Origin of the sequence: Actinosynnema sp. NPDC050436, from assembly GCF_040655415.1 — a bacterium.
Classification (GTDB): Bacteria; Actinomycetota; Actinomycetes; order Mycobacteriales; family Pseudonocardiaceae; genus Actinosynnema.
Genome location: NZ_JBFAJV010000011.1, coordinates 150,205 through 164,722, shown reverse-complemented (window position 1 = coordinate 164,722; position 14,518 = coordinate 150,205). Strand labels below are relative to the sequence as shown.

Sequence of the window (14,518 nt, the reverse complement as noted above, 5' to 3'; positions counted from 1 at the left end):
CCGACCCGCCGTCACTGCCGGGTGCGCAGGCGTGGCTTGTGGTCCATGTGCGACAGGCCCTTCCACGCGAGGTTGACCAGGTGCGCGGCCACCTCGTCCTTCTTCGGCTTGCGCACCTCAAGCCACCACTGGCCGGTCAGCGCGACCATCCCGACCAGCGCCTGGCTGTAGAGGGCGGCCAGCTTGCGGTCGTAGCCCTGGCGGGAGAAGTGCAGGCCGAGGATCGACTCGACCTGCGACGCGATGTCGTTGAGCAGCGACGAGAACGTCCCGGTGGAGGACGCGACCGGCGAGTCGCGGACCAGGATGCGGAAGCCGTCGGTGGAGCCCTCGATGTAGTCCAGCAGCGCGCACGCGGCCTGTTCCAGCAGCTCGCGCGGGTGCCCGCCGGACAGGGCGTTGACGATGTGGTCCATCAGGTACTGCATCTCGCGGTCCACGACGACCGCGTAGATGCCCTCCTTGCCGCCGAAGTGCTCGTAGACCACGGGCTTGGACACGCCGGCCCGGTGGGCGATCTCCTCGACGGAGGTGACCTCGAAGCCCTTCTCGGCGAACAGCGCCCGAGCGACGTCGAGCAACTGCTCGCGCCGCTCCTTGCCCGTCATCCGCACGCGCGGGACCGGGGTCTCGTCGCCACGCCGTCGTCCCGCCACCTCGACCACCCTAAACACCCGCCCCCCGCCGCGACGGCGAGGGGCGGGTGTCGGGATCACTTCTTGACGCTGATCCGGGCGAGCCGCTGCTGGTTGGGCCAGCGCACGTCGCGCGCCCAGCCGAACTTCTCGAACAGCCAGATGAGCCGCGCCGAGGTGTCGATCTGGCCGCGCTTGACGCCGTGCCGCGCGCAGGTCGGGTCGGCGTGGTGCAGGTTGTGCCACGACTCGCCGAAGGACAGGATCGCCAGCGCCCACACGTTGGCCGAGCGGTCCCGCGCGGCGAACGGCCGGTCGCCGACCATGTGGCAGATCGAGTTGACCGACCAGGTCACGTGGTGCAGGAACGCCACCCGGACCAGCCCGGCCCAGAAGAACGCGGACAGCGCGCCGGCCCACGACATGGTGATCAGGCCGCCCAGCACGCCGGGCGCGACCAGGCTGATGGTCGTCCACAGCACGAAGTACCGGTCGACCCAGACCAGGTCCTTGTCGGCCAGCAGGTCGGGGGCGAAGCGCTTGGCGTTGGTCTTGTCGCGGTCGAACAGCCAGCCCATGTGGGCGTGCCAGAAGCCCTTGGCCAGCGCGACCGGGCCGCTGCCGAACAGCCACGGCGAGTGCGGGTCGCCCTCGCGGTCGGAGAACGCGTGGTGCCGCCGGTGGTCGGCGACCCAGACGATGACCGGGCCCTGCAGCGCCATGCTGCCGGCGATGGCCAGGCCGATCTTCAGCGCCCGGTTCGCCTTGAACGAGCCGTGCGTGAAGTACCGGTGGTAGCCGATGGTGACACCCAGGCCGGCCAGGTAGTAGAACGCGACGAACAGCGCCACGTCGACCCAGCCCAACCCCCAGCCCCAGGCGAACGGCACGGCCGCGATCAGCGCCAGGAACGGCACGACGACGAACACGTAGACGCCGAACTGCTCCACGTGCCCGCGCCGGCCGTCGATCATCGGCTTCGGGCCCTTGTCCTCGGGTCCTGGCGGCGTGGACCTGCTCTCCAGGGTGCTGGTCATACAAGTACCTCTTGTGTTGTCCGGGGCTACCTACGGGACCGTAACTTACGCAAGCGTAAGTTAGGACGCCCTGGTCTCGCCACACCCGGCGGCGAACTCACGGCGTGTTCTCAGGTTCCCGGGCGTGTCGATCACGGTCGGCGCATCATGCCCGGATGGGGTCACCGAACGTTCGCCGCAGACGCCGCACCCGGATCGTCCTGATCACCCTCGGGGTGGTCTTCGCGCTGCTCGGCGCAGGTGTGGTGGGTGCCGGCTGGTACTACAGCGGACAACTGCTGGAACCGGGCAACGCGCAGCCCGGCTTCTCCGACGCGGTGGTCGGATCGGGTGAGGGCACGGTCACGCTGACGGAGTCCCGGATCACAGCGCAACCGGGCACCTGGGGGCTGGTGTGGCCGGGCGGCGAGGTGGAGCTGGGCCGGGTGACCGCCCGGCGCGACGGCACGGTCACCCGCGAGGTGACCGGCACGCCCCCGCCGGCCGGCACGAAGGCCCGGGTGGAGTCCTCGGTGTGGACCTCGGACCCCCGGACCGCCCTCGGCCTGGACCACGAGGAGGTGCGGGTGCCGACCGAGCTGGGCGACATGCCCGCGTGGCTGGTCCCCGGCACCTCGCCGACCTGGGTCGTCGCCGTGCACGGCCGGGGCGGCACGAGGGCCGAGTCCCTGCGGATCACCCCCACCCTGCACGCGGCGGGCCTGCCGGTGCTGGCCGTGACCTACCGCAACGACGTCGGAGCGCCGGCGTCCCCGGACGGCCTGTTCCACCTCGGCGACACCGAGTGGCGCGACCTGGAGGCCGCCGTCCGCTACGCGCTGGACCACGGCGCCCGGGACGTCCTGCTCTACGGCTGGTCGATGGGCGGCGCGGTCGTCGGCCAGTTCCTGGGCCGCTCCGCGCTGGCCGACCGGGCCGTCGCCGCCGTCCTGGACGCCCCGGTGACCAGCTGGACCGCGACGCTGGAGCTCCAGTCCCGCAACCGGGGCGTGCCGACCCAGCTCGTCCCGGTCGCCGAGCTGGTCTCGGACTGGCGGGCCGACCTGGAGTTCGACCGCTTCGACCTGGTCGACCACCCGCCCGCGCACCGGCCGCCGACGCTGCTGGTCCACGGCGCGTCGGACGGCACCGTGCCCGTCCAGTCCTCGCGCGACCTCGCCGTCGCGTCGAGCCGGCTGGACTGGCCGTTGACCTACGTCGAAGCGCCGGCCGCCGAGCACGTGGCCGCCTGGAACGTCGACCCGGACGCGTACGAGCGGTCGGTCGCGGATTTCCTGGCCTCCCACGTCCGGTGAGCCCCACCTGCGCAAACACGCAGGGTCATGATCGGACCACCCACGGATTGCGGCCAGTTGAGTGGTGGTGCTGACCTTCCGGGACCAGTCGTGACAACATGTCCTCGCGCGGTAGAGGGACACCTCCGCCCGTTCCGCCATGGTGTAAAGGCAGCACCTCGGATTTTGGTTCCGATGGTCCAGGTTCGAATCCTGGTGGCGGAGCGAGTACGACCGGACCGCACCGGTCCGGGTCGTCCTGCGTCTGCCTGGGGGGTGTGAGTCGCTGCACGAGGAAGCGGTCGACGAGCAGGACACCGTGGTGCCGGCGCTCCACGAGATGTCCGACGCGTGGCTGGTCGGCCGCGCGAGTGAGCTCGTGGCCGTGGCCCAGAGCAGCCACCTCTCCGACCAGATGGACGCCTGCCAGGAGGTCGACGAGCTGCTGGCCGAGGCGCAGGCGCGCGGCGAGCCCCGGATCGTCGGCCAGCTCCTGCGAGCAGCGGCCGTGGTCCGGCTGGTGACGCCCGGCCTGGTGGACCTGTCCGACACCATGCTGGACGAGCTGCTCGCGCACACCCGGCGGCACGGCCTGGTGGTGCTGGAGGCCGAGGCGCACGCGCTGCGCGGCCGGCGGTACCTGCTGGGCGGCTTCGAGGACAAGGCGCTGTCCGAGGTCGCGTCCGGCCTGGCCATGCTGGAGGAGAACCTCGCGCCGGACCCGGTGCTCGACAAGCGCACCTGGGACCGGCTGCTGGCCAACGCCCTGCAGAGCACCGGCCTGGTGCTCACCCAGCTCGGCGTCTACGAGATGGCCGACGCGGTGCTGGCGCGGGCGCACAACGCGATCCGGGACAGCGCCGGCCCGCACCTGATCTACATCCACCTGATGAACCGCGCCCGGATGCTCATCGGCTGGGGCCTGCGGCTGGAGCGGGTCGGCAACGTCGAGGAGGCGTCGACCAAGTTCGCCACCGCGTCCGCCATCGCCGAGGCCGTCGAGGGGCCGTTCCGCGAGTCGCTGCACCCCGGCCGGCGCGACCGCGCGGCCTCCGAGCAGGTGCCGATCATCGGCGCGGCGCACGCGCTGGCCAAACCCGGGCCGGAGCACATCGCCCCGCTGTGGCGGCTGCGCGAGCTGTCCATGTACGCCCGCGAGCTGATCATCGTGTCCATCGCCCTGTCCCGCTGCCTGGAGCTGGAGGAACTGCCGCAGCAGGCCCTCCAGGTGCTCGCCGACGCCCGCACCCGGCTGGAGCACGACACGTCCGAGCCCACGTTGATGCTGTGCCTGGTCCGCGAGTACGCGCAGCTCTCCGGCCCGCACGGCGAGCACACCATCTCCGCCCTCCAGACCTACGCCGACGCGCTGGAGGTGGAGCTGTGGCAGATGCAGGAGGCCCGCACCGCCACCCTGGTCACCCGGCGCGACCACGAACGGCTGACGCGCGCGCACGGCGCGATCGCGCAGCAGGCGTTGCAGGACCCGCTGACCGGGTTGCCGAACCGGCGCGCGCTGGACGACCGCCTCGGCGCCCTGATCAGCGCGCAGACCCACCCGATGGCGATCGCGCTGGTCGACCTGGACGGGTTCAAGGTGGTCAACGACAAGCACTCGCACGCCGAGGGCGACGACGTCCTGCGCGTGATTGCGAGCACACTGCGCCAGGCGCTGCGGGGTGACGACCTGGTGGCCCGCTACGGCGGCGACGAGTTCGTCGTGCTGCTGCCCGGAGCGCCCCTGCACGCCGCCGAGGCCGCGCTCGGCCGGGCCGTGGATGCCGTGGCGGGCTTGCCAATCGACCTGTCCCGGGGGGTCACGCTGTCGGTCGGGGTGATCTCCGTGCGACCCCGCGAATCGGCGAACCAGGCCCTGGCCCGAGCCGACTCGGCGATGTACGCCGCGAAGCGCAGAGGTGGCTGCCAGGTTGCGGCCGTGGAAGGCGAGCCGTCCTCGGACGCTTAGTATCAGCACCTGGCGGGAGCCAGGCTTTCCCGCTGGCACGCACGCACTTCAGTCAGCTAGGGAGAGCGCTGATGCTAGAGGGTGTTCCCACCCCGGTCAGCACGATCGTCCTCGCAGCGGGTGAAGGCACCCGTATGCGCTCAGCCACCCCCAAGGTGCTGCACCGGATCGGCGGTCGTTCCCTCGTGGAACACGCGGTCCGCGCCGCCGCGGGGACCGACCCGGACCACCTGGCCGTCGTCGTCGGGCACGGCCGCGACGCCGTCGGCCGCCACCTCGACGGCGTGTCCGCCGCGCTGGACCGCAAGATCACCGTCGCGGTGCAGGAGGAGCAGAAGGGCACCGGGCACGCGGTGGGCTGCGGCCTCGCCGAGCTGCCCGCCGACCTCGGCGGCACGGTCGTCGTCACCTACGGCGACGCCCCGCTGCTCGACGCGGCCACGCTGCGGGACCTGCTGGTCCGGCACGCGGCCGGGGGCAACGCGGTGAGCGTGCTCACCGCCGTGGTGCCCGACCCCACCGGTTACGGGCGGATCGTGCGCTCGGCGACCGGCGAGGTGGAGGGGATCGTCGAGCAGAAGGACGCCTCCCCCGAAGAACGGGCCATCACCGAGATCAACTCGGGCGTGTACGCGTTCGACGCGGCGGTGCTGCGGGACGCGCTCGCGCGCATCTCGACCGACAACGCCCAGGGCGAGCTGTACCTGACCGACGTGCTCGCCATCGCGCGCGCCGACGGCAGGCGGGTGGGCGCGGTCGTGACGCCCGACCCGTGGCTGGTGGAGGGCGTGAACGACCGGGTGCAGCTCGCCCGGCTCGGCGCGGAGCTGAACCGCCGGACCGTCGAGCGGTGGATGCGCGAGGGCGTCACGGTGGTCGACCCGGCCACCACGTGGCTCGACGCGGACGTGCGGCTGGGCCGGGACGTCCTGGTCGAGCCGGGCGTCCAGCTCCGCGACGGCACGGTGGTCGGCGAGGGCGCGGTGGTCGGACCGGACACCACGCTGTCCGCGTGCACGATCGGCGCGGGCGCGTCCGTCGTGCGCACCCACGGGACCGGCGCGGAGATCGGCGAGGGCGCCTCCGTGGGCCCGTTCGCCTACCTGCGGCCGGGCACCCGGCTCGGCTCGAGCGGCAAGATCGGCACCTTCGTCGAGGTCAAGAACTCCGAGATCGGCACCGGCAGCAAGGTCCCGCACCTCAGCTACATCGGCGACGCCACCATCGGCGACCACTCCAACATCGGCGCGGCCAGCGTGACGGTGAACTACGACGGCGTGAACAAGCACCGCACCGTCGTGGGGTCGCACGCGCGGACCGGCTCCGACAACATGTTCGTGGCTCCCGTCACCGTGGGTGATGGCGCGTACACCGGAGCGGGCACCGTGGTGCGCCGGGACGTCCCCCCGGGCGCGCTCGCCGTGTCCGGCGGCCCGCAGCGGAACCTGGAGGGCTGGGTAGTGCAGCGCAGGCCCGGCACCACGTCCGCCCAGGCGGCGCAGCAGGCGCTCGCGTCGCAGAATGCCGACACCACCGAGGAAGGGCGCTGACGTGAACCTCACCATGCCCGGAACACCGAAGAAGAACCTGATGCTCTTCGGTGGGCGTGCCTACCCGGAGCTGACCGAGCAGGTGGCCAAGCACCTCAACGTGTCGGTGACCCCCCAGTCCGCCTACGACTTCGCCAACGGCGAGATCTTCGTGCGGTTCGAGGAGTCCGTGCGCGGCTGCGACGCGTTCGTCATCCAGTCGCACTGCGCCCCCATCAACCAGTGGCTGATGGAGCAGCTGATCATGGTGGACGCGCTCAAGCGCGCCTCCGCGAAGCGGATCACCGTGATCATGCCGTTCTACCCCTACGCCCGGCAGGACAAGAAGCACCGGGGCCGGGAGCCGATCTCCGCCCGCCTGGTCGCCGACCTGTTCAAGACCGCCGGCGCGGACCGCCTGGTCGCGGTCGACCTGCACACCGCCCAGATCCAGGGCTTCTTCGACGGCCCGGTGGACCACCTGTGGGCCATGCCGCTGCTGGCCGAGCACATCCGCGACAAGTACGCGGGCCAGGAGCTGACCGTGGTGTCGCCGGACGCCGGCCGCACCAAGCTCGCCGAGAAGTGGGCGGACACCCTGGGCGGCACGCCCATCGCGTTCATCCACAAGACCCGGGACCCGCTGCGGCCGAACGAGGTCGTGGCCAACCGCGTGGTCGGCCAGGTGAAGGACCGGCTGTGCGTGGTGATCGACGACATGATCGACACCGGCGGCACCATCACCAAGGCGGTGGAGCAGCTGCTGGCCGAGGGCGCGTCGGACGTGGTGATCGCGGCGACCCACCCGGTGCTCTCCGGCCCGGCGGTCGAGCGGTTGCAGGGGTGCGGCGCGCGCGAGGTCGTGTTCACCGACACCCTGCCGATCCCGGTGGAGAAGCGGTTCGACGCGATGACCGTGCTGCCGATCGCGCCGCTGCTCGCGCGGGTGATCCAGGAGGTGTTCGAGGACGGCTCGGTCACGAGCCTCTTCGACGGCAACGCCTGACCCGCACCCGGGGCGGGGCCGCCTGACGCGAGCCCCGCACGACCCACCAGCACCACCCGGCCGGCACGTCGGAACCCGACGTGCCGGCCGCTCGCACACCCGGCGAAGATCACTCCGGGCGCACCCGTCGCCCGTCCGGTACCGGCTCCGCCACCCCCGATTAGGTGTCGCTTTCCGGTCCGGCCTACACTGGTCGGGTTGCCTCGGCGAGGGCGAGCATCACGCTCGGCGTGATCGACGCGGCGGTTGTGATGCCGCGCGCGTGTTCACCTTCCGCGCCGCCCGCCGCCGCAGGCCAGCACCCCGCTCAGCAGCCCCGCCCGACGTATCAAGGCCAGACCGTTAGGAGAGCCCCACCGTGTCCGAGGTCCGTCTCGCCGCAGAGGAGCGCACCGAGTTCGGCAAGGGCGCAGCCCGCCGCACCCGTCGCGCCGGCAAGATCCCCGCGGTGCTCTATGGCCACGGCTCCGACCCGAAGCACCTGGCCCTGCCGGCGCTGGAGTTCGCCCGTGTCGTCCGCGAGCACGGTCACAACGCGGTGCTCACCCTGGACATCGACTCCAGCAGTGAGCTCGCGCTGACCAAGACCGTCACCACGCACCCCATCAAGAACTACATCGAGCACGTCGACCTGCTGCTCGTGCAGCGGGGCGAGAAGGTCACCGTGGACGTCCCGGTGGTCATCGTCGGCGAGCCCGGCCCCGGCATCCTGGTCACCCAGGACCTGACCACGATCCAGGTCGAGGCCGAGGCCATGAACATCCCCGAGCAGGTCGAGGTGTCGGTGGCCGGTGTCGAGGCCGGCACCCAGATCCACGCCTCCGACGTCACCCTCCCCTCGGGCGCGTCCCTGGTGACCGACGCCGAGGCGCTGGTCGTCGCCGTCAACGCCGCTCCCACCGCCGCCCAGCTGGACGGCGAGGGCGAGGCCGCGGACGACGCCGAGGCCACCGAAGAGAGCTGAGCCCTATCACGTCGGGCTGGTCGAACGGCACGCCTCCCCCGCCTCACGGCTGGGGCGGCGTGCCGTTCCCGTCCCTGAGCCCGGCGCAGGTGCGCGGCACGTCCTTCCCCCGCAAGCGCGGCGGCAAGGGGTACGACCCGGCGCAGGTGGACGCGTTCCTGCTCAAGATCGCGGACGCGCTGTCCGGCCGCACCCGGATGCACCCCGACGAGGTGCGCCGGGTGGTGTTCCACGAGCTGCCCGGCGGCTACGACCAGCGCCTGGTGGACGACTTCCTGACCCGGATGGAGTGGCAGCTCCGCGAGGGCCTGGTCCCGCCGACGGGGCTGCGCGCGGGCGCGGACGTGCTGGCGGTGAAGCTGCCGAAGTCGTCCAACGGCTACGATCGCGGCGAGGTGGACGCGTTCATCGCACGGGCCGCGGCGTCTTTGGACGGGCGGGGCCGGATGACGTCGAGCGAGGTCCGCCACACCAGGTTCAGCACCACCTCGGGTCTGCGGCGCGGCTACCAGACCCGGGCGGTGGACGCCCTGTTGGACGAGTTGGAGCAGGAGTTCCGGTCCCGTGGCCGATGACGTGAGCCTGGTCGTGGGACTGGGCAACCCCGGACCCAGGTACGAGGGCAACCGCCACAACGCCGGGTTCCTGGTGCTGGACGTGCTGGCCGAGCGGATCGGCGGCAGGTTCAAGGCGCACAGGGGCGGCGCGGAGGTGCTGGAGGGCAGGCTTGCGGGCCGCCGGGTCGTGCTGGCCAAGCCGCGCGGCTACATGAACACCTCGGGCGGCCCGGTCGCCGGCACCGCGAAGTTCTACAAGGTGGAGCCCGCGAACGTCGTCGTGGTGCACGACGAGCTGGACCTGCCGTTCGCCACCGTGCGGCTGAAGCTGGGCGGCGGCGACAACGGCCACAACGGCCTGCGCTCGATCACCAAGTCGTTGGGCACGAAGGACTACCACCGGGTCCGCTTCGGCGTGGACCGCCCGCCGGGCCGCATGGACCCGGCGGACTACGTCCTGCGCGACTTCTCGCCCACCGAGCGCAAGGAACTGGCCTTCGAACTGGACCGCGCGGCCGACGCCGTGGAAGCGCTGCTGGAACTGGGCCTGGAAGCCGCCCAGAACAAGTTCCACTGAGCACAAGTTCCACTGAGCACGAGTTCCACTGAGCACGGGTTCCACCGAGCACAGGTCCCACCATCCGCTGAGCCCACTGCCGCCGCGCCCACGACGGCCCGCGCCGGCGGTACCGCGCCCCGAGGGACTCCCGTCAGTCCGCGCTGGGCACCAGGGACGTGGCGGCCGACCGCCGGAGCTTGCCCGACGGGGTCTTGGGCAGGCTGCCGGGCTTGAGCACCACCACCGAGTACGGCCGCAGCCCCACGGCGTCCACCACGCGCGCGCTGATCTGCTTGGACAGCTCCCGCACGGCGTTGGCCTCACCGGCGAGCTTGGACTCGACCACGACGGCGAACCGCTCCCGCCGCGTCCCGGCGTCCAGCCGGACGGCGACGGCGTTGCCCGCGCGCACGCCCTCGACGGCCGTGGCCGCGCGCTCGATGTCGGTCGGGTAGATGTTGCGCCCGCCCATGATGATCACGTCCTTGCGCCGCCCGCAGACGACGACCTGCCCGTCCACGACGTAGCCCTCGTCGCCGGTGTCCAGCCACCCGGCCGCGTCCTGGGTGGCCACCGGCCCGTCCACGGTCAGGTACTCGGGGGTCACGGCCTCGCCGCGCACCCGGAGCTGCCCCACCTCCCGCTCCCCGCGCACCGCGCCCGACTCGTCCACGACCTGCACCTCCAGGCCCGGCAGGGGCGGGCCGAGCAGCGGGAACGCCCGTGCGGCGGGATTGGTCGGGGCGACCGGCACGGCCCGGCGGCCCGCCTCCAGCTCGTCCGGGTCCACGAAGTCCACCGAGATCCCGGTGAACAGCGGCGCGAAGGCGACGCCCAGGGTCGTCTCCGCCATCCCGTAGGCGCACAGCACGCACTCGGCGGGCATCCCGAACCGCGCGCCGGCGTCGGTGAACGCCTTCACCGCCACCGGGTCGATCGGTTCGGCCCCGTTGAGCGCGAGGCGCAGCCGCGACAGGTCCCACTCGCCATCCGCGACGTTGGCCATCCGCCGGGCGGCGATGGCGTAGGCGAAGTTCGGCGCGGCGGTGATCGTGCCGCCGTACCGGCTGATCAGCTCCGGCCACAGCGTGGGCCGGCCGAGGAAGTCGACCGGGGTGACCTTGACCAGGTCGATGCCGAACAGCATCGGCACGGTCAGGAACCCGACCATCCCCATGTCGTGGAACAGCGGCAGCCAGGACACCATCCGGTCGGTCGCCGGGTCGAGCGCGGCGGCGACCTCCATCGCCTTGGCGTTGGACCAGAGGTTGCCGTGGGTGATCCGGACGGCCTTCGGGTCGGCCGTGGAGCCGCTGGTGAGCTGGAGCAGCGCGGTGGCCGACTCGTCCACGGCGACGGGGGCGGGCAGCGGCTCGCCGTCCAGCTCGTCCAGCTTCGCGTACCGGACCCGGTGCTCGTCGAGCACGGCGGCCAGCGCGTCGAACGGCGAGCCCAGCAGCACCAGGCGGGCCCCGATCATGGTGAGCACCTTGAGGGTGTCCTCGGCCCACTCGGCGAGGTCGGTGCGGGCCGTGGGCTGGTGCAGCATGGTGGTGCTGCCGCCGCACAGCCACACCGCCTGCACGGCGGGCGCGATGGACGCGGGGTCCCCGGCGAGCACCGCGACGGAGTCGCCGGCGGAGACGTCCGCGACCAGCGCGCCCGCCATCCGCGTGGCTCGTTCGTGCACTTCACGCCAGGTGCGGTGGACCGGGGCGTTCGGCTCACCCGTCGTCATCCCGCGTTCCCCGGCACCCGCAGCGGTTGCCACCATCGTGTCCACGAACCGGCTCATGGGCGCCAGAGTAGAACGATCTCCACCGCATTGAGCCGATAGGACGAAACAACTTCCCCACCATCCGGCGATACTCCCCGGTACACGACCGAAGGAGGCATCGGGGTGGCCGGGTTCGAAGCGCGCCAGCACACGCCCGCACATCCCGCGCCGCTGTTGAGCGCGCAGGATCTGCGACAGGTCGCCTTCCACCGCCCGCCGCCCGGCCTGCCCGGCTACGACGAGCAGCAGGTGGACGACTTCCTCGACCGCATCGAGAACACCCTGCTGGGCCACGACGACGTGACCGAGCAGGACGTCCGCCGGATGCGCTTCCGCCCCGCGAGACCGGGCTACCACGCCGCCGAGGTCGACGTGTTCATGGACCTGGTGGCCGAGACGCTCCGGTCCACGCCGCAGCGCCGCCAGGCGGTCGCACCGGCTCGAGGCGCGCACGCCACGTCGACCGGGATGCGCCCGGCGGCGGCGCCGGGGCTCACCCCGCAGGACGTCCGGGGCGTCCGCTTCCACAAACCGAGGCCGGGCAACCGGGGCTACCACGAGGACGAGGTCGACGCGTTCCTGGTCCGCATCGAGCACACCCTCGCGGGCCGGGACGACCTGACCGCGATCGAGGTCCAGGACGCCGAGTTCTCCTTCGCGCCGCCCGGCCGGATCGGCTACGACGAGGACGACGTCGACACGTTCCTGGACCTGGTGGTGGTCACCCTCGAACGCTCGCCCGCGCCGGTGCTCCGGCGTGCGCCCGCACCCCTGCCGGCGAGCCTCCCGCCGGTCCGCCCCCGCCCCGGCGTCGGTGCCCGCCCGCTCACCGCCCGGGACGTCCGCACGGTCGGTTTCGGCAAGCCCCCGCGCGGCCGGCGCGGCTACCAGGAGTCCCAGGTGGACAAGTTCCTGGACCGGATCGAGAACACCCTGCTGGGCCAGGACGACCTGACGGCGCAGGAGATCCGGGAGGTCCGCTTCAGCCGCCCGATGATCGGCCGACGGGGCTACGACGAGAGCGAGGTCGACGCGTTCCTGGCCAGGGCGGAGAAGCAGCTGGGCGCCGGCCCGCGCCACCCCGGCCCGATCCCGCCGATCACGTCGTGGAAGCAGCTCCGGCAGGTCGAGATCCCGGCGGCGGGCCCGACCCGGCGCGGCTACCGCACCTCGCAGGTGGACCGGGTGCTGGAGGAGGTCGGCATCGCGCTGGACGGCATGATCGGCGCGAGTTCGACCGAGGTGGCGGGGACGACGTTCGCCCTGTCGCTGGTCGACGGCCAGGGCTACGACTGCGCCTTCGTGGACGAGCTGATGCCCCTCCTGGCCGCCGAACTCCGCCGCCGAGGCCGCTAGGACCCACCTCGGCGGCCTCCGCCGCGACCACCGGCCTCCGGGGTATCCACCGCGGCCGGCGGTCGCACGTCGGGCGCTCAGCCCTCCGCCGCCTCCGCCGCCGCCAGCCACTGGCCCTCGACGGACTCCGCCTCCGCCAGCACCTCGCGCAGTTCGGCGTCCAGCTTGAGCAGGCGGTCGGGCTCGGTGGCCGAGGCGGCCAGGGCCGCGTGCAGTTCCGCTTCCTTCTTCTGCAACGTCTCCAGCCGCCGCTCCAACCGGGACAGCTCCTTGCGGGCGGCGCGCTGGTCGGCGGCCGAGGACGTCGTCGTCGGCTTGGCCGGGGCGGTCGGGGCGGGGGCGGACTGGGCGTCCCGGCGGCGCAGGTACTCCTCGATGCCGCCGACGAGGTCGGTCAGGCCGCCGTCGCCGAACAGCGCCACCACCCGGTCGCACACCCGCTCCACCAGGTACCGGTCGTGCGAGATGACGACCAGCGTGCCCGGCCAGGAGTCCAGGAGGTCTTCGAGCTGCTGCAACGTGTCGATGTCGAGGTCGTTGGTCGGCTCGTCGAGCAGCAGCACGTTGGGCTCGGCCATCAGCAGCCGGCACAGCTGCAACCGCCGCCGCTCGCCGCCGGACAGGTCGCCGACCGGCGTCCACTGCTTCTGCGACGAGAACCCGAACCGCTCGGCGAGCTGGGACGCCGACATCTCCTGCTTGCCCAGCACGACGCGGCGGGCGACCTCCTCGACGGCCTCCAGCACGCGCATCGACCCGTCGAGGTCGTGCAGCTCCTGGCTGAGGTGGGCGAGCTTGACCGTCTGCCCCTGCACGCGCTTGCCGGTCACCGGCTCCAGCTCGCCGGCCAGCGCGCGCAGCAGGGTGGTCTTGCCCGACCCGTTGACGCCGACGATGCCGACCCGGTCGCCCGGTCCGATCCGCCAGGTCAGGTCGCGCACCAGGGTCCGGGCGGTGTCGCCGTCGCCGACCGCGAGCGTGACGTCCTCCAGCTCCACCACGGTCCGCCCGAGCCGCTTCTTGGCGAAGGCCAGCAGCTCGACGGTGTCGCGGGGCGCGGGCACGTCGGAGATGAGCGCCTCGGCCGCCTCGATCCGGTAGCGGGGCTTGGACGTCCGGGCGGGTGCGCCCCGGCGCAGCCAGGCCAGCTCCTTGCGGGCGAGGTTGCGGCGCTTCTCCTCGACGGCGTCGGCCAGCCGGGCCCGCTCGGCGCGGGCGAAGATCCAGTCCGCGTACCCGCCCTCGTACTGCTCGACCCGGCCGCCGACGACCTCCCAGGTCCGCGAGCACACCGTGTCCAGGAACCACCGGTCGTGGGTGACGACCACCAGCGCGGTCCGGCGGGCCAGCAGGTGCTCCGCGAGCCACCGCACGCCCTCGACGTCGAGGTGGTTGGTCGGCTCGTCCAGCACGACCAGGTCGAGTTCCTGGACCAGCGCGGCGGCCAGCGCGACCCGCCGCCGCTCGCCGCCGGACATGGTGCCGACCGTCGAGTCGAGGCCCAGCGCGGTGATGCCCAGGCCGTCGAGGATCGACCGGACGCGGGCGTCGGCGGCCCACTCGTGCTCGGCGTCGAACCCGAGCGGGTCGATCACCGCGTTGCGCACCGTCGAGCCGGGCGGCAGCTCGGTGCGCTGGGTGACCACGGCCATCCGCAGGCCCCGGGTCTGGCTGACCCGGCCCTCGTCCGGCGGGGCGAGCCCGGCGAGCACCTCCAGCAGCGTGGTCTTGCCGCCGCCGTTGAGCCCGACGACGCCGATCCGGTCGCCTTCGCCGACCCCGAGGGACACCCCGTCCAGCAGCGGACGAACACCGAACGACTTGGAGACGTTCTCCAAGTTGACCAAGTTGGCCATCA

Annotated in this window: 12 protein-coding genes, 1 tRNA gene and 2 pseudogenes; 11 read left to right on the top strand and 4 right to left on the bottom strand. The window is 72.5% G+C overall.

Translation table 11 applies throughout. The annotated features are described in order from the left end of the window. Nucleotides 1–11: 11 nt before the first annotated feature. A complete protein-coding gene (locus AB0I60_RS25690) occupies nucleotides 12–608 on the bottom strand; it encodes a TetR/AcrR family transcriptional regulator (RefSeq protein ID WP_360733866.1) in 597 nt (198 codons plus the stop codon). Nucleotides 609–712: 104 nt separating this feature from the next. Further along, nucleotides 713–1,672: an acyl-CoA desaturase gene (locus tag AB0I60_RS25685; RefSeq protein WP_360733640.1), complete on the bottom strand. Its 960-nt coding sequence runs from the start codon at nucleotides 1,670–1,672 to the stop codon at nucleotides 713–715. A gap of 155 nt (nucleotides 1,673–1,827) precedes the next feature. Between AB0I60_RS25685 and AB0I60_RS25680 the strand changes: the two genes are divergently transcribed. The 8 genes from AB0I60_RS25680 (at nucleotide 1,828) to pth (ending at nucleotide 9,545) form a co-directional block, all read left to right on the top strand. Continuing rightward, nucleotides 1,828–2,967, top strand: a complete 1,140-nt coding sequence (locus AB0I60_RS25680; protein WP_360733638.1) for a prolyl oligopeptidase family serine peptidase — start codon at nucleotides 1,828–1,830, stop codon at nucleotides 2,965–2,967. A gap of 133 nt (nucleotides 2,968–3,100) precedes the next feature. Next, nucleotides 3,101–3,171 (top strand) — tRNA-Gln (locus tag AB0I60_RS25675). Nucleotides 3,172–3,265: 94 nt separating this feature from the next. Further along, a complete protein-coding gene (locus AB0I60_RS25670) occupies nucleotides 3,266–4,912 on the top strand; it encodes a GGDEF domain-containing protein (RefSeq protein ID WP_360733636.1) in 1,647 nt (548 codons plus the stop codon). A 71-nt stretch (nucleotides 4,913–4,983) separates the two neighbouring features. Further along, nucleotides 4,984–6,462 carry a bifunctional UDP-N-acetylglucosamine diphosphorylase/glucosamine-1-phosphate N-acetyltransferase GlmU gene (glmU, locus tag AB0I60_RS25665; protein ID WP_360733635.1) on the top strand — a complete coding sequence of 493 codons (1,479 nt, stop codon included), beginning with the start codon at nucleotides 4,984–4,986 and terminating at the stop codon, nucleotides 6,460–6,462. A 13-nt stretch (nucleotides 6,463–6,475) separates the two neighbouring features. Continuing rightward, nucleotides 6,476–7,447 carry a ribose-phosphate diphosphokinase gene (locus AB0I60_RS25660; RefSeq protein ID WP_360733863.1) on the top strand — a complete coding sequence of 324 codons (972 nt, stop codon included), beginning with the start codon at nucleotides 6,476–6,478 and terminating at the stop codon, nucleotides 7,445–7,447. Nucleotides 7,448–7,805: 358 nt separating this feature from the next. After that, nucleotides 7,806–8,411, top strand: coding sequence for a 50S ribosomal protein L25/general stress protein Ctc (locus AB0I60_RS25655; protein WP_360733633.1), 606 nt, complete (start codon nucleotides 7,806–7,808; stop codon nucleotides 8,409–8,411). A 59-nt stretch (nucleotides 8,412–8,470) separates the two neighbouring features. After that, a complete protein-coding gene (locus tag AB0I60_RS25650; RefSeq protein WP_360733631.1) occupies nucleotides 8,471–8,986 on the top strand; it encodes a DivIVA domain-containing protein in 516 nt (171 codons plus the stop codon). Then, complete coding sequence (gene pth / locus AB0I60_RS25645; RefSeq protein ID WP_360733630.1) at nucleotides 8,976–9,545, top strand: aminoacyl-tRNA hydrolase; 570 nt, start codon at nucleotides 8,976–8,978, stop codon at nucleotides 9,543–9,545. Before AB0I60_RS25650 ends, pth begins: the two co-directional genes overlap by 11 nt. A gap of 133 nt (nucleotides 9,546–9,678) precedes the next feature. Here the strand turns inward: pth and AB0I60_RS25640 are convergent, their stop codons facing one another. Then, nucleotides 9,679–11,322 carry a fatty acyl-AMP ligase gene (locus AB0I60_RS25640; protein WP_360733628.1) on the bottom strand — a complete coding sequence of 548 codons (1,644 nt, stop codon included), beginning with the start codon at nucleotides 11,320–11,322 and terminating at the stop codon, nucleotides 9,679–9,681. Between the two features lie 105 nt (nucleotides 11,323–11,427). Between AB0I60_RS25640 and AB0I60_RS25635 the strand changes: the two are divergent. From AB0I60_RS25635 to AB0I60_RS25625, 3 genes and pseudogenes are all read left to right on the top strand, one after another. After that, nucleotides 11,428–11,694: pseudogene (locus tag AB0I60_RS25635) on the top strand (DivIVA domain-containing protein); the annotation flags it as partial. Nucleotides 11,695–11,772: 78 nt separating this feature from the next. Continuing rightward, nucleotides 11,773–11,910, top strand: a pseudogene (locus tag AB0I60_RS25630) (DivIVA domain-containing protein); the annotation flags it as partial. After that, a complete protein-coding gene (locus AB0I60_RS25625) occupies nucleotides 11,884–12,660 on the top strand; it encodes a DivIVA domain-containing protein (protein ID WP_360733860.1) in 777 nt (258 codons plus the stop codon). The pseudogene AB0I60_RS25630 and the gene AB0I60_RS25625, both read left to right, overlap by 27 nt. Nucleotides 12,661–12,737: 77 nt before the next feature. On the opposite strand, the gene AB0I60_RS25620 is transcribed toward AB0I60_RS25625, so the two are convergent. Further along, nucleotides 12,738–14,516, bottom strand: a complete 1,779-nt coding sequence (locus AB0I60_RS25620; protein ID WP_360733626.1) for an ABC-F family ATP-binding cassette domain-containing protein — start codon at nucleotides 14,514–14,516, stop codon at nucleotides 12,738–12,740. Between the last annotated feature and the right edge of the window lie 2 nt (nucleotides 14,517–14,518).